The sequence below is a fragment of the Taylorella equigenitalis ATCC 35865 genome, assembly GCF_000276685.1.
Classification (GTDB): domain Bacteria; phylum Pseudomonadota; class Gammaproteobacteria; order Burkholderiales; family Burkholderiaceae_B; genus Taylorella; species Taylorella equigenitalis.
This window is the reverse complement of record NC_018108.1, coordinates 1,129,946-1,149,667: the sequence shown is the minus strand read 5'-3', so window position 1 is coordinate 1,149,667 and position 19,722 is coordinate 1,129,946. Positions and strand designations below refer to the sequence as shown.

Sequence of the window (19,722 nt, the reverse complement as noted above, 5' to 3'; positions counted from 1 at the left end):
ATGAGCCGTTATTTAAATCCTATTGCAATAAGCTTAGTTGCCTCTATATTCTTTAGTCAGACTGCGTTTGGACAAAACAAAGATAACTCGGCTAATCTTGAGACCATTGAAGTTGTTGGAACGAAGACAGTTACAAAAAAAGACAATGAGGTTACGGGTCTAGGAAAAGTTGTTAAATCATACGAATCGCTAAGCAAAGAACAAGTATTAGGAATTCGTGATTTAGCAAGATATGACCCAGGAATTTCTATTGTTGAACAGGGTAGAGGAGCTAGTAGTGGCTTTTCTATCCGTGGTGTGGATAAGAATCGAGTAGCTGTTATTGTGGATGGCATTCCTCAAATTCAATCCTACAATAATAAAGCTAATATGCACACATATAATGCTCAAATTCATGGTAGCGGATCAATTAATGAGATTGAATTTGAAAATGTAAGTGCCGTTACTGTCAGTAAAGGAGCAAGCTCTGCTGAATTCGGGAGTGGTTCATTAGGTGGTGCAGTTAGCTTTAAAACTAAAGATGCAAGTGATGTAATTAAGCCAGGCAAAAATTGGGGATTACAGACAAAATCCAGCTATGGTAGTAAAAATAAGCAGCTATTAAATTCTGTAGCATTAGCAGGAAAATTTAAGGGTTTTGAAGGTTTGGCTATATTCACAAATCGAAGAGGGAAGGAAACGGAACCCCATAAAGCGATTTATGATATGGAACATAACTTCACAAGAATTCGTTCTTATACGGATCTTTACGATTTTTCATCTCCAATTCCAAACACAGAGTCTAAATATGGTTGGCTTAAGGTTGATGGGTCCGATGATGTATTTCATGCTTATAAATTATCTTTGAATAAACCGCCTTTCACATTGCCAAATAGAGATATGACTCCAGAGGAGATAGCTCAATACTACAACTCGTGGGATGAGAAACTGAGGGTTAAATCTGGGGAATATACTGGTCCAGGAAGAGTAGTGCCTGATCCTATGGAGTATAAAACCAATTCGTTGCTTCTTAAATTGGGTTTCAATATAAATTCTCAAAATTATGTTGGGGCGATTTATGAAAAAACAAAACAAAACTATGATACTCGTGATATGACGTATAGGTCCTATTGGTCTAATCATGATGGTATAAAGTACGGATCAGCAGTTAACGTAACTAAGGGTATACCAGTTCCAGGTTTGGGGCCTTTATCTGCATTGGCATATGGAGATAGTGAGGGTGCTACATCTTTTAATTGGGCGAAATCACGCTTTTTTGATGAGCATCATGAGAAGAAGCGATTAGGGTTTGAATATAAATTCTATAACCCTGAGGCGTTTATAAATAATGTAAATTTTTCATATAACACTCAGGATATAGAACTGGATACCCTAAGACATGACCATAATTGCAGTCAGTATCCAAATATTGATAAGAATTGTAGACCTAATTCAAGCAAGCCCTTCTCTTCATATTTTTCTGAGCGAAATGTATATAAAGAAAAGCACAATATATTTTTATTAGATTTGGCAAAGCAGTTTGAAATTGCTAAAACTAAACATGATGCTCGTATAACTACTGGTTTTGATAAATCTGAATCTGTGCTTGAAATAAAGGATTTATATCGCGAATATTTTATGGTCGACTGGAAGTATGCGGATGAAAAAAAATCCTACCAAGGTACAAAAGAAGACCCAATTATTTATAAGATGACTAATCCAAGATTTATCAGTGATCATTTCTGCAGGTACGATGGGTCTTTTGGTGAAAATGACTGTAGACCTCGACGCATAGAAGGTAGAAATATATTTATTGGGTTAAGAGACAGTATTAAATTCAATAAATATTTAGATCTAAGTTTTGGGGCTAGATGGGATTATCACAATTATAAGTCGTCTGATTCTTTTGTATCAGCTGGTAAATTTAAAAACTTTACGTGGGATACTGGTATAGAAATAAGACCTCTAGATTGGTTGGCTTTTACTTATCGATTATCAAGAGGTTTTAAAGTACCTACTTTTCAGGAGATGTTTGGTTATCGTGTAACTGGTTTAGATGCTTCTTCAACTAGATACAATACAGCTCATAAACTTAATTCAGAAAAATCCTTTAACCAAGAAGTAGGGTTAGCATTAAGTTCAAAAGCAGGATACCTCGAATTTACTTACTTTAAGGATAAATATAGGGATTTAATATCCATAGCTAAAAGTCCAAAAGAAAGAACTTACGGATTTTATAACGTTCAAAATTTCAATCTTCATGGGTTTAACGTTAATGGCTGGATAGATTTAAATGGTCTATATTCAAAAATCCCTGAAGGTGCGTATGCAACTATTGCTTACTCATATATAAAAGCAGATAAAGTATTTAATAACCCTGGATTTATTCATGTGGGCTTAGCCGCTCTGGATGCTCTACAACCTTCTAGAGTGGTTTTCGGACTAGGATATGACCATCCAGCAGGTATATGGGGATTTAATGTGACATCAACATTTTCAAATCAAAAAAATCTTAATGAGTTGTTATCGCAAGAAGTTGCTTATGAGGGCAAAATTATATATAAAACAGCAGCCCAAAAGACTACTAAATCTTGGTATACAGTGGATTTGAGTGCCTACTATAAGATAAAAGACTTGGTAACTTTTAGAGCTGGTGTTTATAACTTATTTGATTATAAGTATCTAACTTGGGAGGCGGTACGTCAGTCTGCTGATGGTGCTATAAATAGACATACAAATGTTAATTATGCACGTTATGCTGCACCTGGCAGAAATTTCACACTTAGTCTAGAAGTTAAATATTAAAAATAAAACCCGTTTTTATAACGGGTTTTTTTAATGAATTTTTTTCCTCTCCCTTAGGGTACTTAGATGCCAAATAGGGCATCAATAGGAAGCCACAAAGGATGTTAATTAGCTCCAGTACTTCCAAAGCCACCAGTAGCACGCTCAGAGGTCTCAAAAGAATCTACAACATTAAATTCAATTTGTTGAATTGGAACTACAACAAGTTGAGCCATACGATCTAAAGGATTTAGAACAAATGATTCAGAACCTCTATTCCACACAGAAACCATCAATTGACCTTGATAGTCTGAATCAATAAGTCCAACAAGATTTCCCAAAACAATGCCGTGTTTGTGACCTAAACCAGAACGTGGCAGAATCATAGCAGCATATCCTGGATCAGCTATATGGATGGCAATGCCCGTCGCAACCAAATGAGTTTGACCTGGCTCTATAGTTAAAGGCTCATCAATGCATGCTCTTAAATCAAGTCCTGCAGATCCCGATGTGGCGTAAGTTGGTAATTGATCCTTAATTTTAGAATCTAAAATTACAATATCAATCTTTTTTAAAGTCATCTGTAATCTCCTTAGACTTAAGGTTGGAATGTAAAATTTTTGCCTTTGTTTTGTTATCTTTTTTTGATGGCCAAAATAAAAATATACCAAGTACCACACCCAAAATAACAGTAAGATAAGTCAAGTAAGTTCCAATATCACTACCACTATTTTCAACTACATGTTTGGAGGCTTTAGCTGAAAAGTAACCTGGTGATAGCATGACAGGCACCCAAATTATTGCAGATATAATATTTGCAAATTGAAATCTTCCTTGAGATAGCCCCATAATTCCTGCAATAGCTGGTATGGTCGACCTTATAGGTCCCATAAACCTACCTAAAAATACAGACATAGTGCCGTATTTTCTAAAGAGCATTTTAGCTCTAACAAACATGGGTCTGAATCTAGCAAGTCGTGGTTTTTTAGTGATATCCCACCCAAGCCATCTTCCAATATAAAAGGAAATAGCATCTCCAACAATTGCCCCAGCAACGCCCCAAAGAACAATTTCAACGGGGTCTAAAATTTCTAGTCCAATCAATCCACCTGTAAATAACATCAAAGCAGTCGCTGGGATAAATAATCCAATAACAAGTTGAGCTTCACAAATGCAAGTAAGAAATATAATAACTCCCGCCCACTCTTTATGATTGGAAATATACTCTTGAGCTACCATTAGAAAATCATGCATTTTTGTTAAATCTTTTATGTATGGCAGTAATCAATTTATCAGCTGCTTCAGATTTAGGAAGAGTTTCAAATTTCTCAATTCCATCTGAATCAAACAATAAAAATGTTGTTGTATCTTTACCCATAGAATATTGAGCCAGATTTCCCACTAGAAGAGGTATGGATTTTCGTTCTCTTTTTATAGAACCATATTCTTCTAAATTTTCAGTTTCAGCAGCAAAACCTACACACCATGGACCGTCAGGAATTGAAGCGACCTCAGCCAAAATATCAGGGTTTTTTTGAAACTCCCAATTTGGCTTCCAAGTATCAACACCATCATTTTTCTTAATTTTTTGTTCAGACGGATAAGGTAGATGCCAATCAGCCACCGCCGCAACACTAATAAAAATATCATAGTCCTTAGCTCTTTGTATTACTTCCTTATGCATCTCAACAGCCGTTGAAACTTGTGTAGATGACACACCATAGGGGATATCCAGACACGTAGGACCAGAAATTAAATGCACTTCAGCCCCATGTTCATATGCCGATTTTGCAATCTCATAGCCAGTCTTTCCTGAGGATCTATTACCTAAATAACGAACAGGATCTATATCTTCCTGAGTAGGACCCGCAGTAATTAGTACACGTAATCCCTCCATAATTTTAGGTTTAAAAAATGCTACAACTTCTTCTGTAATTTGCTCAGGTTCAAGCATGCGTCCGTATCCATCCTCTCCGCATGCTTGTAATCCGCTATCTGGTCCCCAAACAAATATCCCATTCGATGTGATCTCAAAATAATTCTTTTGAGTAGCTCGATTTGTCCACATATATGAATTCATACTTGGAACTATGGCAATACTTTTGTTGCTAGCCAAACATATACTACTTAAAAGGTCGTCCGCTATACCATGTGCTAATTTAGCGATAAAGTTGGCAGTGCAAGGAGCTATAAGCACTAAATCACAATCACGACTTAAGTGTATGTGAGACATGGAGTCAGACATGTTTGGATCAAGAAGCTCAGAAAAAACAGGGTGACCGCTTAAAGCCTGCATCGTGGTAGGAGTGATAAAGCTTTTTGCGGCTTCAGTCATTACTACAGTTACATCTGCTCCCTCAGACTTAAGTTTGCGACAAAGATAGGCCACCTTATAACAGGCAATGCCTCCTGTCATACCTAATAAAATTTTTTTATTTTCCAGCCTCATCTATTTCTCGCTTTTTTCTGCTCAAAAAAAATTCATTAAAAATAAGAAGAATAACGCCAATAGTAATGCATGAGTCTGCAATATTAAATGCTGGATAGTAGAAATTCCAATCATCCCAATAAAACAGTAAAAAGTCTACGACATAACCATAAACAATTCTATCTATGGCATTTCCCAAAGCACCAGCAATAATAAGGCTCATAGATATGCAGGCGAACTTATCAAGAACATTTTTCCTAATCATATAAATTAACCATGCACTCACACCAAATGCCAGTCCTAAGAATAGGTACTTCTGCCAGCCTCCAGCATTTGAAAACATACTAAAGGCCGCTCCATTGTTATGAGCAAGAATAAAATCAAAAAACGCAAATAGATTTACTCTTTCGCCGAGCTCATAATTAGTTTCAAAATAAAATTTAGTTAATTGATCTACTAAAAAGCATACTAAAACTAAAATCACATAAAAAAACTTTAGTTTACGAGCTCTCTCGTTCAAATTTAGTTTTGAAATATTTTGTTTTGAAGTCTCATGCATGCTTTCTGTTTTCACCGCCCTCAAACAAATTACTTACGCATCGTGAACAAATAGTTGGATGGTCAGCATTAGCCCCAACATCCTCTCTGTAATGCCAACATCTTTCACATTTCTGGTGCGTAGATGGAGTAATTTCAAACGAATTTTCTGAACTCTCGGTTTGTTTTAAAGTAACATAAGAAACCATAAATACAAATCTCAAATCCTCGCCTAATGAACTGAGCAGCTCAAAATCATCTCTAGGAGCGTTTATAACAACTTCAGCCTGTAGAGAAGAACCAATTAATCCAGCCTCACGCTTATTTTCAAGTTCTTTATTAAGTAAATCTCTAATTTCTAGAATACGATTCCATTTTTCAACTAATGCTTCTTTATTATTTACTTGTGGCAATGTTTCGAACAATTGCGTAAAGATTGTTAATTCGCTTTTTGAGTTAGAGTTTTGTAAAAAAGTCTTACACATCTCACTCCAAGCTTCTTCAGCTGTAAAGGATAAGATAGGTGCCATAAGCTTAATCATATTCATAGTTATATGATAGAGTGCACTTTGAGCCGATCTTCTAGCATAACTGTCAGCTGCACATGTATATAAGCGGTCCTTTAGGATATCTAAGTAAAAAGAACCTAAGTCTTCGGAGCAGTAAGTTTGAAATCGAGAAACTGCAGGATGGAATTCAAACTTCTCATAAAGAGAGGTAATTTGTTCACTTAATTGGGAAGCTATAGCAACTGCATACCGATCAACTTCCAACATATTATCTGTATCTATCAAGTCCTTACTAGCATCAAAATCATGTAGATTACCAAGCAAGAAACAAATCGTATTTCGTATACGACGATAACTTTCAACAACACGTTTTAAAATTTGATCTGAAATAGAAAGCTCGCCTGAATAATCCGTAGCAGCAGTCCATAACCTAATGATTTCAGCACCAAGAGTATCAGCAACTTGCTTAGGTGCAATAACATTACCTACAGATTTGGACATCTTACGTCCCTGTCCATCTACGACAAATCCGTGTGTAAGTAGAGATTTGTATGGAGCCCTACCATAAATCATAGAAGAAGTAAGTAATGAAGAGTGAAACCATCCACGATGTTGATCAGAACCCTCAAGATATAGATCGGCTGGCCAAGTTAAGTCATTCTTATGCGAGCCATTAAATTCCTGATCACGGCCACCGTTAACAGTTATATGAGTTGATCCAGAATCAAACCAAACGTCTAAGGTATCAGAATTTTTAATATAATCTTTTGCTTCTTCTGGTGGCAATAAATCAGTAACTTCAACTGACTGCCATTTTTCGATACCTTCTATTTCAACTAAATCAGCAACTTTAAGCAAAAGTTCTACTGTATTAGGATGTAATTCTCCCGTTTCCTTATGCACGAAAAATGCCATGGGAACTCCCCATTGCCTTTGACGCGATAAGGTCCAATCAGGTCTATTTGCAATCATCGCATGAAGTCGTGCACGCCCCCAAGAAGGATAGAAATTAGTGTTCTCAACCGCTTTAAGAGCCTTTTGGCGTAAAGTTCCAGAATTGTCATTTGGCATAACGTCCATACCTGCAAACCACTGACTTGTAGCTCTATAAATAACAGGTGTTTTATGACGCCAACAATGCATATAACTATGTTGAAGTTTTTGCGTTTTTAGTAGTACACCTTGTTCGTGTAGCGTGTCAACGATTTTAGGATTTGCATCCCATATCTTTAAACCGCCAAATAATGCTAGTTTGGATGAATAAACCCCATTTGCCATAACAGGACTAATGATTTGCTCATCAGTTAAGCCACGAGACTTGCATGATATAAAGTCATCCACACCATAAGCAGGTGCAGAGTGAACAATACCAGTACCAGTATCTGTCGTTACATAATCGGCTACGTAAATAGGAGAAAGTCGATTATATTGAGAGTGAGCCTTATATAGTGGGTGATGAAAAGCGATTCCGTCCAAATAAGATCCCATGCATGTGGCAATAATTTCCCCTTCAAGTCCCCAATTTTCTAAGCAAGCTTGAACTCGTTCTTTGGCTAGGAGCAGTAACTCACCTGTACCTTGACGTGCTTCAGATAATTTAACTAAAGCATATTCAGTCTCTGGACCAACGTTAAGAGCCTGATTTGAAGGTATAGTCCATGGAGTAGTGGTCCAAATTACTATGGCACCATCAGCTACAGATTCAATTCCAAATGCTTGTGCTAGTTTTTCATGTTCGGCAAAAGGAAAGGCAACATCAATAGTTGGATCGGTACGGTCTTGATATTCAACCTCCGCTTCTGCTAAAGCTGACTGACAATCAAAACACCAATTAACTGGTTTTAATCCACGGAAAACATACCCATGTTCGATAATACGAGCCAACGCACGAATTTCATTTGCTTCATTTAGATAGTTCATGGTTAGATAAGGATGCTCCCAATCACTTAGAACACCAAGCCTTTGAAATCCTTCCATTTGCTTTTGAACTTGTAAAGAAGCATATTCGCGAGCTTTTGACTGTACTTCAGAAGTAGGCAGATTTTTTCCGAATTTCTTTTCTATTTGAATTTCAATTGGCATGCCATGACAGTCCCAACCTGGAATGTAGGGTGCATCAAATCCTGCCATGGATTTACTCTTAATAATAATATCCTTCAATATTTTATTTACAGCATGACCAATATGAATGTCTCCATTAGCGTATGGAGGTCCATCATTAAGAATAAATTTTGGTCTACCTGCACTAGCTTTTCTAATTGCTAGATAGACACCCTTATCCATCCATTCTTTTATCCATTGCGGTTCACGTTTTGAAAGATTGCCTCGCATTGGAAAATCTGTTATTGGTAACTGTAAAGTATCTTTATATTCCATGTTTTTTAAAATAATTTTTTGCTTTTTCTATATCTTTTTGGATGGCAATGGCCATAGCTTCAACTGAAGGGAATTTTTCTTCATCCCTGATGAAATCGAGAAATGAAACGTTAATAATTTTACCGTAAGCAGAGATGATTCTATCGAGAATATGGACCTCGAGTAATACTTCACCACTACTTTCTACTGTGGGTCTGATTCCTAAATTAGCTACAGCTTGTAGAGGCTCAGCACTTAAACCGCTAACGGTAACAATATAAATCCCCGACCTAAGAGCAAATCTTTGAGGTACTCTCATATTCATGGTTGGAGTTCCGATTTTAGCCCCTAGTTTTTTTCCATGAATAACACGACCAGTGAAATGATAATTCCGACCCATGATTTGAGAAGCCTGAGAAATATTACCGTAGGCAAGGGCATTACGTAGCTCAGAACTTGAATATCTAATTTGATTGGTATCTAGAATGTCATCTATAAAATTAACATCGAAACCAAATTTTTTAGAGGCAGATTTAAGCATTTCGGAATCGCCCTTACGTTTATATCCGAAACGAAAATCAGCTCCAACAAAAAGTGATTTCACTTTTAAGCCTTTGACTAATATGCTTGTTATAAAATCCTCTGGTAGCATGGATGCAGTAGTTTTATTAAAACGTTGAATAAAAATTTCGCTAATACCACATCGACCAAGGGATAAAACCTTATCTCTAAGACCTTGAATTTTTGTAGGTATAAGTTCGGGACGATTTCCAGTTACTCCAAAATACTCACGTGGATGCGGTTCAAAAGTTAGAACACTTGGGACTAACTCTTTAGTTATAGCGGATTGTGATACCAGCTTTAAAATAGACTGATGTCCAAGGTGAACCCCGTCAAAATTACCTACCGTAAGACAGGTCGACGAATTAGATAAAAGATTTCTAGAAATATGCGGAAGATTGATAGAATTAAACACTTCTAAAATATTAAAATTTTTGATTTATTAGTAAGGATATGGAATATCAATGCGTTTCGTTATTTTAATCTCTGGTCGCGGATCAAATATGAAAGCGATAGTAGAACGCGCAAAAATTAATAAAAATATTGAGATTGTTGCAGTTATTTCCCACAACTCAAAGTCATTAGGTCTAAATTGGGCTAAGGAAAATGGAATTCACGTGGAATATGTGCCATTGCCACAGGAAAAAGGATATGACAGAGCACAATTTGATTATGAACTTCTAAACAAAGTTCTTGCTTATAGCCCTGATTATGTTTTACTTGCAGGGTACATGAGAATTTTAAATTCATCGTTTGTAGATGGGCTTGAGGGCAGGCTAATCAATATACACCCCTCATTGCTACCAAGTTTTGCTGGACTTGATACTCATGAGAGAGCACTTAAAACTGGTGTATGCGTGCATGGATGTACCGTTCATTTTGTAAATCCACAACTTGATGATGGTCCTATAATTGCTCAAGGGGTCGTGCCAGTATTTAAATCAGATTCAGCTCAAACTCTAGCAGATCGAGTTTTAAAGGTAGAACATCAGGTATATCCTACAGTAGTGGAATATTTAACTCAAGGAATAGTAAGAATAGATGATAGGGTTGTGAAGTTTGATAAAGAAGTTAAAACCACATTTTATTCAGAAGAAATATGAAAGCAAAATTATCCTATCTTAAAGTTTTTCAAATAGCTGAAGTCCTTGAAGAAGTATTGAAATTCAAGTATCCAGCAGATTCAGTGCTATCAAATTGGTTTAAATCTAATAAGAAACTAGGGCATGGCGATCGTGCTATCGTTGCCGAAGCGGTGTTTGATATTCTTAGAAATCTTAGGATGTATAGAAATTTTGCTCAAAGTGGTGTAGGTCCTGAAAATCAAAGGCTTGCCATTCTAGGGCTTAATTCTGTTTGTTCTAGGGAGTCTGTGGTTGCTATGCTTAAGGAAGAGCAAGCAGAGTGGTTTGAAAGAATTTATAAGATAGACACTTCAACTCTAAATGACTTAATCAAATATAGTGTGCCAGATTGGTTTTTTAATAAGGTTTCTAAACTACCAAATTATGAGTCTTTACTTGAAGCTCTTAATCAAAAGGCACCGCTTGATATTAGGGTTAATCCTTTGAAAGCAAGTCGGGATGAGGTTCTTCAGGAGATAAAATCAAGGGGATTACTTGATAATCAAGAGTACGAAAACACAAAATTTTCACCTTGGGGAATTCGCATAAAAACAAATCCTTCGATTAACAGATGGGATTTATTTATTGATGGCAAAGTTGAAGTACAAGACGAAGGTAGCCAAATTTTATGTCAGTTAGTTAGCCCTAAGAGAAGTGATTGGGTAATTGACTTTTGTGCTGGAGCAGGTGGTAAAACGTTGTTACTTGGGGCATTGATGCACTCTAAGGGGAGGCTTTATGCATTAGATACTTCAAGTAATAGACTTGGCAAAGCTAAACCAAGAATTGTAAGAAGTGGTTTAAGTAATGTAACTCTAATACCGATAAAATCTGAAAATGCGGAGCGGGTGAAGCGACTTCACGGAAAAGCCGATAAGGTTTTAGTAGATGCTCCTTGTACTGGTCTAGGTACTTTAAGAAGAAACCCAGATTTGAAGTGGAGACAAACTCAAAAAGATTTAAGTGAGCTAGTAGAGTTGCAATTCAATATACTTACTGCTGCTTCAAAATGCGTAAAAAATGGTGGAAGACTAATCTATTCAACATGTAGTGTTTTAGAAGAAGAAAATCAACAACAAATAAACAAGTTTCTTAAAATCAACACAAATTTTAAATTGATAAATCCTCAAAAAGTTCTAGGAGATAGGATTACAGGATTGGAAGACGTAGATGATATGCTAGTTCTTAGACCTGATATTCATGGGACGGACGGTTTCTTTGCGGCAGTTATGGAGAAGGTTGATTAGTGATGAGTTCGGTTTTAGATTCTCTAAATAAGCAACAACTAGCTGCGGTAACTAGCGAGGCTAAGCATTTGTTAGTGTTGGCTGGTGCTGGCAGTGGAAAAACAAAGGTATTGACCACTAGAATAGCTTGGTTGGTTCAGCAGGGCATTGCCACTCCTGAGAGGATCTTAGCTGTAACCTTTACTAATAAAGCTGCTAAAGAGATGATGGAGCGCATAGGAAAATATATTCCCGTAAATCCAAAGAGTCTGTGGGTGGGTACATTTCATAGTATCTGTCACAGGATTCTAAGGGCTCATCATAAGGAAGTTGGGTTACCAGCAGCTTTTCAAATTTTGGATATGGCTGATCAAAAATCTATGCTCAAAAGAATTTTGAAAAGCATGAAATTGGATGATGATAAGTTATATCCAATTAGGGAAGTTCAATATGGCATTAATAATAAAAAAGAATCTGGATTAAGGGCAGAACAGGTTATCCCAACGTATGAATTTGACGAAACATATGTTGAAATATATAAAACCTACGAAAAACAGTGTCAGAAGGAGGGGGTAGTCGATTTCGCAGAGCTACTATTAAGAACAGTTGAATTGCTAGAAAATAATAAAACTATAATAGGACACTATAACTTAAGATTTAAGCATATTTTGATAGACGAATTTCAGGATACTAACTTTCTTCAGTATAAGTGGTTAAATTTACTTGCAGGACCAAGTACTTCGATATTTGCTGTTGGTGATGATGATCAATCCATTTACTCCTTCCGCGGAGCAAATGTGGAGCATATGAGAAACTTCGAACGTAAATATGCAAAGGAGAATTTAGTTCGTCTAGAGCAAAACTACAGGTCCTATAACCATATTTTGTGTGCGGCTAATGAACTTATTGCTAATAATACAAATCGTTTAGGAAAAAATTTGTGGTCAGATAAAGGGCAGGGCGAACAAATAAGCATTGCCAGCCTTTATGATCAAAATGAAGAAGCTCAATGGATACTTGAAGAAACCAAACAGCTTATTAGGGAAGGTTTCGATCATAGACAAATTGCTATTTTATATAGAAGCAATGCTCAATCTAGGGCTATAGAGCACAGCTTTGCAAGGGCTGGAGTCAAATATGTGGTTTATGGAGGGCTACGATTTTATGAACGTCAAGAGATTAAACACGTAGTAGCCTATCTTCAACTTATTCATAATTTAAATAGCGATAATGCTTTTTTGAGAGTTGTTAATTTTCCTGCACGTAGTATTGGAAACCGCACAATTGAAAAGCTTGATGAGATTGCAAAAAGCGTTGGTTGTAGCCTCGCTTTGGCTGCTGGTGGCTTAAATGGAGAGGCTGCGAAAAAAGTAAATGGTTTTATCTATCTTATTAAGAGATTGCAAGAAGTCGCAGCTGAATCTACATTGCCTGAATTGGTAGAGGCTGTGATTGAGCAGACAGGTATCGATGAGTACTATAACAACGAGCAAGACGGTGAAGAGCGTTTGGAGAATCTGTCAGAGCTTATTGATGCTGCAAAAGTTTTCTGCAAGGAAGAGGGTATTGCCTTCCTAAAGTCTATTGAAGTAATTGAAGGCGTGGATGCCAAAAATATGACTCCTTTAGCTTTATTCCTAAGTACAGCAAGTCTAGAAGCGGGGGACAATCAATCTAAGCGAAACCTCGATGCCGTTCAATTGATGACTGTACATTCTTCAAAAGGTTTAGAGTTTGATGCTGTGTTTATTGCAGGCTTGGAGCAGGGTCTATTTCCACATGATAATAGTATTTCTGAGCCTGGCGGATTAGAAGAAGAGCGACGTCTTATGTACGTGGCAATGACGCGTGCACGCAAAAGGTTGTACTTGCTATTCACAATGTCACGACAAATATACGGTAAGACTCATCCAACCAAAAAATCTATATTTTTAGATGAAATTACTAAAGACCATGTCAAATGGCTTACCGATAAGCCTCAACTGTATTCAGACTCTAGATATAGTCTAGATAGCTTTGAAGAGTTTGCCTCACCAAAAACAAAAGAGAAAATTTATCATTCCGACTCACCATATAGGATAGGAATGAGTGTATCTCATCCTAAATTTGGTGAAGGTGTTATTATTAAAATAATAGGGCAAGGTGATGATGCTCAAGCCCAGATTCAATTTTTCTCTGTGGGAACTAAAACACTTTCTCTGTCAGTTGCAAAGCTCTCAATAATTTAATTTTTATAATTTTTAAAATTGTTTTGACAGTATTATCGATATAAACTATGATTTCGTAACGAAATCAAATTTTATTGATGCTATGCCTGATCCTAAATTAAAAATCGTACATAATTCTGGTTCCAGGGGAGGCTGTCGTAAGGGGGCTGGACGTAAGTCAGTTTTAGGTGAGGCTATGGTTGTTAAAAGAGTACCTGCTAGCCTTATACCTACTATTGATACTCTTATCGAGAATTTAAAGTTACAGCAGTTCCCTGATTCATGGTCTGAAAGCCGTGTGCCTGAGTTGGCTATTCCTCTAGCCTTAGAGAGGATTCCTGCAGGCTTTCCATCCCCAGCTGAATCCTACGTGGCTGACTATTTAGACTTTAATACATACCTTGTTCAGAACCCCATGGCTACTATTGCGGTACGTAGCGGTGGTGATTCTATGATTGATGTAGGTATATCAAAAGATGATATTTTAATAATCGATAGATCTGTCACCGCTAAGCATATGGATATTGTTATGGCAGATATCGGAAATGAGTACACAATCAAAAGATTATGCATATTGCCAGACGGGTCTGTTGAGCTTAGACCAGAAAATCGAAGTGGAATCTATACTCCAATCAAATTTCGTGATCAGGAGCAATTACGGATAGTTGGTGTGCTTTTACATGTTATTAAGGACTTTAGAAACTAGTTATGTTTGCTCTTATAGATGGTAATAGTTTTTATTGCTCCTGTGAGCGTGTGTTCCGTCCTGATTTGAAGGAAGTTCCTGTAGTAGTGCTTTCAAATCAAGATGGTTGCGTGGTTGCTCGTACACGTGAAGCAAAAGCTCTAGGCATTCCTATGGGACTTCCTTTTTTTAAGATTAGAGATTTAGTTGAAAGCGGTGAAGTTTATGCGTTTTCAAGCAACTATGAGTTATATGCCGATATCTCTTCGCGTATGATGAATACTATTTCTTCAGTAGTTTCAGATATAGAGGTTTATTCTATCGATGAGTGCTTTGCCTATATTGATTCACGCAGGTCTTATAAAGAGGTTGGTAGAACAATTAGAGACAGAGTTTTAAAGTGGGTAGGTATCCCAACTTGTATAGGTATAGCACCGACTAAAACATTGGCTAAATTTTGTAATCATTTAGCAAAAAAATATCCTGAATCTTTCGGGGGTGTAGTGGTTTGGTCTGATTGGTCAAAGTCCATTAGGGATAGGGCATTTAAGTCTATGGATGTATCAGAAATATGGGGTATTGGTCGACGTATTTCAAAGCAGTTACATACTATGGGTATCGATACGGTGTACGATTTGGTTAATGCGGATTCTAGGCTTTTACGTAAGCATTTTTCTGTAGTTATGGAGCGAACTCAGCTTGAGTTAAAAGGAATCCCCTGTGCAGATCTTGAGGAATTGCAGGATAGAAAACAAATTGTATGTAGCAGAAGTTTTGGAGAGTTAATTACAGATTTAAATTCACTTCAGTCTGCTATATCAGAGCATATAGCTGAGGGTGCTCGCAAACTTCGCAAACAAAATAGCTTTACTAAAGAATTATCCGTATTCATAAAGACAAATCGTTATAGAGAGCAAGACCAGCAGTATGGCGGTTACAAGATGGCTAGATTGATTGAAGCTACGGATGATACTTTGACCTTAAATTCAAAAGCTCAGGAACTTCTGAAGGTCGTCTACAGAAGCGGATACAACTACAAAAAAGCTGGAATAACTTTAGGTGAAATTACCCCAGCCCCCACTAGTCATCAACTTTCACTATGGGATAGTGCGACACACTTAGAGGAGTTCGATAGAAGAAAAGAGCTTATGAAGACAATCGATGAGACAAATCAAAGATTTGGTAAAGGGGCATTGAAATTAAGCCAGTCATTATTGTCTTCACGATGGCATATGCAGAGAAATTATCTTAGCCCTTGTTTTACTACAAGATTTAATGATTTATTGGTTTGTTCTTGATGGTTTCTAGATAAAAAATCAGGACCTTTGATAGGTCCTGATAATTAAGTATTTAGTTAAACCAGTTTGTAGGTGAAAGGTATTTCATAATACCTCCTTCGCCTTTAAATCCATGGGTCAAATATCGACTATTAGGGTAGTTTTTAACTAACACGCTTTTGGCATCAGCAGCTTGATCTTCAGACCCTAAAGCCTCATAAGATTTCATTAATACATATAGAGCTAATTCAGCAGAAGGAACACCTGAGAATTCAGTCAGAACTACCTGAGCTCTATTAATAGCAGCTACATATGCTTTTTTCTCATAATAATACTTAGCTACATTTGCTTCATGTTCAGCTAGTGTAGTAACCAACCAAACAAGGCGCTGACGTGCATCCGCAGCGTATCTACTGTTTGGATAATTATCAATTAGAACTTTGAAAGCAGTATAAGATTGTCTTAAACCTCTAGGATCACGTTCACTTGGCTTTTGTCCAGCAAAACTAGTTAAAAAGTGAGTTGGGGGTGTAAATGTGATTAGACCCTTTAGGTAAAGCATATATTCTGTACCTGGGTGGCTAGGATATATCTGAAGGAATCTGTCGATTACTGCAATTGCACGTTCAGGTTGTTCATCCTTCCAGTTAACATAGGCTTCATCAATCATAGCCTGTTGAGCGTAAGAACTGTATGGATGACGGTTTTCGATAGCAGCAAGATACTTTCTTGCACTATCCCAATCTCGTCCACGCACGTAGGTACGAGCGGTATCGTAAAGTTTATCTGCTGGAAGACCTGCAGTCTCGTCAATTTCTCGGTCAAAAATACCACAAGCAGACAAGATAGCTGTAAAGGATAAGATTAAAATGTTCCTTAGTGTTTTTTTCATTTTATTATGAGAAGAATATCTTAAAACTAAACGATTAATAATAACATTAACTAGCTCTATACATAAGAAACAATAATAACTTTAAATTAATTAAGTTTATGCTGGATGAAAATTTAGAAAAACGCATATTTACCTTGGATATAACGACTAAAGCAGATCGGTTGGATAAAGTGTTAGCTCAGTTATTGCCAGAATATTCAAGAAGTAGAATCCAAAATTGGATTGAGGAAGGGCATGTAAGGATTAATTCAAAGTCAGCAAATGAATCAAAAGTAAGAACTGTCGTAGGTCCTTTAGATGTTATAGAAGTCGATATACAGCCAGATGAGCACACTAGGGCTTTTCAACCCGAAGATATTAATTTTGATGTGATAGATGAGTCTACAGACTGGATTGTAATTGGAAAGCCAGCTGGACTAGTTACTCATCCTGGCTCTGGCAATTGGTCTGGAACTCTTCTTAATGGTTTGCTTTACAGATTTCCTGAACTTAAACATGTACCTAGGGCTGGTATTGTTCATAGACTAGATAAAGATACTTCTGGGGTACTTGTAGTAGCTAGAAATGAAATGTCGCAATTCAATTTTATAAAGCAACTGCAAGCAAGAACTATGGGTAGAAAGTATATAGCCATAGTTTCCGGTACTACATCCGATCAGGGTGTTATAGCTGATGAAATAGGTAGAGACCCTAGAAATCCGATAAAGATGGCTTCTTCAAAAATAGTTAAACCCATATCCCCAAAAGAAGCTATTACGCATTATGAGACTATTAGGCACGGATATATAGAGGATAAAAATATAAGTTTGATTAATTGTAGGTTAGAAACTGGACGTACTCATCAAATAAGGGTTCATATGGCTTCAATTAATCATCCTCTAGTTGGAGATGAATTGTACGGTGGAATTAAATTAAAAACTTTTAAAAACCTAAGACAAATGCTTCATGCATATGAGCTTCAATTTAATGATCCAGTGTCTGGGGAAAGGTTATGCTTTAGATGTGATGTAGCAGAGGATATGAAGATGGTTGCGGGGGCAGGATTTGAACCTACGACCTTCGGGTTATGAGCCCGACGAGCTACCAGGCTGCTCCACCCCGCGTCAAGTAAATTAAGATTATAAAAGTATTTTTTTCTAACTTCAATAGTTTTTGTAAAAAAAATTTAATATTTTGACTTTAATTATTTTTTAAATATAAACTTACATATACAATTCAAGCTCGCACCTCACTTTTTCTTAGATATGCAAAGCGAAACAATTTCTAAAGTTTTAGAGGCCTGTTTACTCTGTTCAAGTTCTCCTTTAAAAGTTAGTGAGTTAAAAAATTTATTTTTAAGCTCAGATAATATTAAATTTGTTGACATTGAGCAACAACTTAAAGGGCTTCAGGAAAAGTGGCTTAATAGTGGGTTAGAATTAGTTGAGCTTTCGACGGGGTGGCGTTTTCAATCTACTCCTGAGATGCAAATATATTTAGAAAGACTCAATCCAGAAAAACCACCAAAGTATTCCAGAGCTGTTTTAGAGACTTTATCTATCATTGCATGGCGACAGCCAGTAACTAGAGGGGATATAGAAGATATCAGGGGTGTTACCGTATCTTCAAACATAATTAAGACATTGGAAGAGCGTGGTTGGATTGATGTTGTTGGTTACCGTGATGGACCTGGACGTCCTTCATTATTGGGTACCACAAAACAATTTTTAGATGACCTTGGACTTAAGTCTCTCTCAGAACTTCCTCCTATAGAAGAACTAGGAGAAAGTAGTTTAGAAAACCTGATTGATTCTTCTCCTCCACTTAACAATAACTCTCAACTAAACATACAAGAATCAAGCTAGATTCATTTTTATATGACATTTGAAAATCAAAATACTTCAACAGAATCCCGACCACGTAAGCTTCGCAGTCCATTTCGAAGAAGACAAAACACCAATACCAAATTAAGCCCAACACCAAGGCATAAAACTAGCTCAAAGTTTGAAAAGTCAGAAGATTCGGCTGATTTTAATAACGAGCTCCAAATAGATGATCAACAAATAGACGAGCATACTAGGGCTTCTGAACATGAAGATCAAAATGTATTTGAATTTCTAACAGAAGATCATAAAAAGTTCTCAAAAAAAATTAGCAAACTTGCAAAGGTTGCTGAAAACTCTAGCAAACCAAAACTTCATAAAATATTGGCTGATGCGGGTGTTGGATCTCGTAGAGATATGGAAGACTTAATTATTCAGGGTCGTGTATCTGTTAACGGTGTACCTGCACATATTGGTCAAAGAATTTCTGATGAGGATGTGGTTAAAGTAAACGGCAGAATTATCAATAGACCTAAATCTAATAGAGTGCCTAGAGTAATTCTTTATCATAAACCAGCTGGCGAAATAGTTACGCAGGATGATCCTAAAAACAGAGCAACAGTTTTTGCACGTCTTCCAAAGATGAAGACTGCTAAATGGGTATCTGTGGGTAGACTTGATATTAATACTGAGGGTCTACTAATCTTTACTACATCAGGAGATTTGGCTAATAGACTTATGCATCCCCGATATGGCAACGAACGTGAATACGCCGTTAGAATTCTTGGGGAGCTTGATTCAACTCAACTTAAAACTCTGACCGAAGGTATCCACTTAGAAGATGGATTGGCAAAATTTGGATCCATTGATTATATAGGTGGGGATGGTAGTAATAAATGGTATAGAGTAACTATTGAAGAGGGCAGAAATAGAGAGGTAAGACGTATGTTCGAAGCTTTGGGCTTAACTGTTAGTCGTCTTATCCGTTCTAGATTTGGAGATGTTCATCTCCCCCGAAATTTAAAAAGAGGAAGGTGGGAGGAACTTGACCCATCTCAAGTTCTAGGTTTAATGGAATGTTTGGGCCTTAATAAGAAAAATGATGAAGATGGTCGTAAGGGAAGGCGTGGACCAGTGTCGCATGGAAATGCATTGCCACCTGGGTTTGAAAAATCTATAGACCCAAGTAAGGATTTTTCGATTCACAAAGTTCGTAAAAGTGCAGGTGGTCCTCAAAGGGGGTTGACGGGTAGAGGTGTCCCTAGCCAGAGACGAGGTAGAAGTACACGCAATAATACCACTAATCGTTAATTTTCTTGTTAAATCATATGATTACTGCTAAAATTTGTCATTAGT

The 19,722-nt window shown here is 36.9% G+C and carries 16 protein-coding genes and 1 tRNA gene; 9 read left to right on the top strand and 8 right to left on the bottom strand.

Features of this window, described 5'->3' with window-relative positions:
* Positions 1 to 2,784, top strand: coding sequence for a lactoferrin/transferrin family TonB-dependent receptor (locus tag KUI_RS05245; protein WP_014840466.1), 2,784 nt, complete (start codon positions 1 to 3; stop codon positions 2,782 to 2,784).
* 104 nt (positions 2,785 to 2,888) lie between these two features.
* On the opposite strand, the gene dut is transcribed toward KUI_RS05245, so the two are convergent.
* Genes dut through KUI_RS05215 form a run of 6 tightly spaced genes read right to left on the bottom strand, consistent with a single transcriptional unit; the run spans position 2,889 to position 9,568 of the window.
* On the bottom strand, positions 2,889 to 3,344 hold the full coding sequence (dut, locus tag KUI_RS05240; protein WP_014840465.1) for a dUTP diphosphatase: 456 nt from the start codon (positions 3,342 to 3,344) through the stop codon (positions 2,889 to 2,891).
* On the bottom strand, positions 3,325 to 4,017 hold the full coding sequence (locus KUI_RS05235; RefSeq protein ID WP_014840464.1) for a DedA family protein: 693 nt from the start codon (positions 4,015 to 4,017) through the stop codon (positions 3,325 to 3,327). Before KUI_RS05235 ends, dut begins: the two co-directional genes overlap by 20 nt.
* On the bottom strand, positions 4,010 to 5,212 hold the full coding sequence (coaBC, locus tag KUI_RS05230; RefSeq protein ID WP_014840463.1) for a bifunctional phosphopantothenoylcysteine decarboxylase/phosphopantothenate--cysteine ligase CoaBC: 1,203 nt from the start codon (positions 5,210 to 5,212) through the stop codon (positions 4,010 to 4,012). Before coaBC ends, KUI_RS05235 begins: the two co-directional genes overlap by 8 nt.
* A complete protein-coding gene (gene lspA / locus KUI_RS05225) occupies positions 5,196 to 5,765 on the bottom strand; it encodes a signal peptidase II (RefSeq protein ID WP_014840462.1) in 570 nt (189 codons plus the stop codon). The genes coaBC and lspA overlap by 17 nt, the downstream gene beginning before the upstream one ends.
* Entirely contained in the window at positions 5,743 to 8,613 is a 2,871-nt protein-coding gene (gene ileS / locus KUI_RS05220) for an isoleucine--tRNA ligase (RefSeq protein ID WP_014840461.1), read from the bottom strand. Before ileS ends, lspA begins: the two co-directional genes overlap by 23 nt.
* Positions 8,603 to 9,568, bottom strand: a complete 966-nt coding sequence (locus tag KUI_RS05215; protein ID WP_014840460.1) for a bifunctional riboflavin kinase/FAD synthetase — start codon at positions 9,566 to 9,568, stop codon at positions 8,603 to 8,605. Before KUI_RS05215 ends, ileS begins: the two co-directional genes overlap by 11 nt.
* 49 nt (positions 9,569 to 9,617) lie before the next feature.
* Here KUI_RS05215 and purN point away from each other — a divergent pair, with 49 nt between their 5' ends.
* The 5 genes from purN (at position 9,618) to KUI_RS05190 (ending at position 15,693) form a co-directional block, all read left to right on the top strand.
* Positions 9,618 to 10,256, top strand: coding sequence for a phosphoribosylglycinamide formyltransferase (gene purN / locus KUI_RS05210; RefSeq protein WP_013521242.1), 639 nt, complete (start codon positions 9,618 to 9,620; stop codon positions 10,254 to 10,256).
* Positions 10,253 to 11,524: an RsmB/NOP family class I SAM-dependent RNA methyltransferase gene (locus tag KUI_RS05205; protein WP_013521241.1), complete on the top strand. Its 1,272-nt coding sequence runs from the start codon at positions 10,253 to 10,255 to the stop codon at positions 11,522 to 11,524. The genes purN and KUI_RS05205 overlap by 4 nt, the downstream gene beginning before the upstream one ends.
* 2 nt (positions 11,525 to 11,526) lie before the next feature.
* Entirely contained in the window at positions 11,527 to 13,731 is a 2,205-nt protein-coding gene (locus KUI_RS05200) for a UvrD-helicase domain-containing protein (RefSeq protein WP_014840459.1), read from the top strand.
* Positions 13,732 to 13,813: 82 nt separating this feature from the next.
* On the top strand, positions 13,814 to 14,416 hold the full coding sequence (locus KUI_RS05195; protein WP_013521239.1) for a LexA family protein: 603 nt from the start codon (positions 13,814 to 13,816) through the stop codon (positions 14,414 to 14,416).
* A gap of 2 nt (positions 14,417 to 14,418) precedes the next feature.
* Positions 14,419 to 15,693 carry a Y-family DNA polymerase gene (locus KUI_RS05190; RefSeq protein ID WP_013521238.1) on the top strand — a complete coding sequence of 425 codons (1,275 nt, stop codon included), beginning with the start codon at positions 14,419 to 14,421 and terminating at the stop codon, positions 15,691 to 15,693.
* A gap of 52 nt (positions 15,694 to 15,745) precedes the next feature.
* Here the strand turns inward: KUI_RS05190 and KUI_RS05185 are convergent, their stop codons facing one another.
* Complete coding sequence (locus KUI_RS05185; protein WP_014840458.1) at positions 15,746 to 16,564, bottom strand: outer membrane protein assembly factor BamD; 819 nt, start codon at positions 16,562 to 16,564, stop codon at positions 15,746 to 15,748.
* Positions 16,565 to 16,662: 98 nt separating this feature from the next.
* Here KUI_RS05185 and KUI_RS08145 point away from each other — a divergent pair, with 98 nt between their 5' ends.
* A complete protein-coding gene (locus KUI_RS08145; RefSeq protein WP_014840457.1) occupies positions 16,663 to 17,634 on the top strand; it encodes an RluA family pseudouridine synthase in 972 nt (323 codons plus the stop codon).
* Here KUI_RS08145 and KUI_RS05180 read toward each other — a convergent pair.
* A tRNA-Met gene (locus tag KUI_RS05180) sits at positions 17,591 to 17,667 on the bottom strand. The genes KUI_RS08145 and KUI_RS05180 overlap by 44 nt on opposite strands.
* A 141-nt stretch (positions 17,668 to 17,808) precedes the next feature.
* Here KUI_RS05180 and scpB point away from each other — a divergent pair.
* Both scpB and rluB read left to right on the top strand, forming a co-directional pair.
* Complete coding sequence (gene scpB / locus KUI_RS05175; protein WP_014840456.1) at positions 17,809 to 18,408, top strand: SMC-Scp complex subunit ScpB; 600 nt, start codon at positions 17,809 to 17,811, stop codon at positions 18,406 to 18,408.
* 12 nt (positions 18,409 to 18,420) lie between these two features.
* Complete coding sequence (rluB, locus tag KUI_RS05170) at positions 18,421 to 19,677, top strand: 23S rRNA pseudouridine(2605) synthase RluB (protein ID WP_013521235.1); 1,257 nt, start codon at positions 18,421 to 18,423, stop codon at positions 19,675 to 19,677.
* The last annotated feature ends 45 nt before the right edge of the window (positions 19,678 to 19,722 follow it).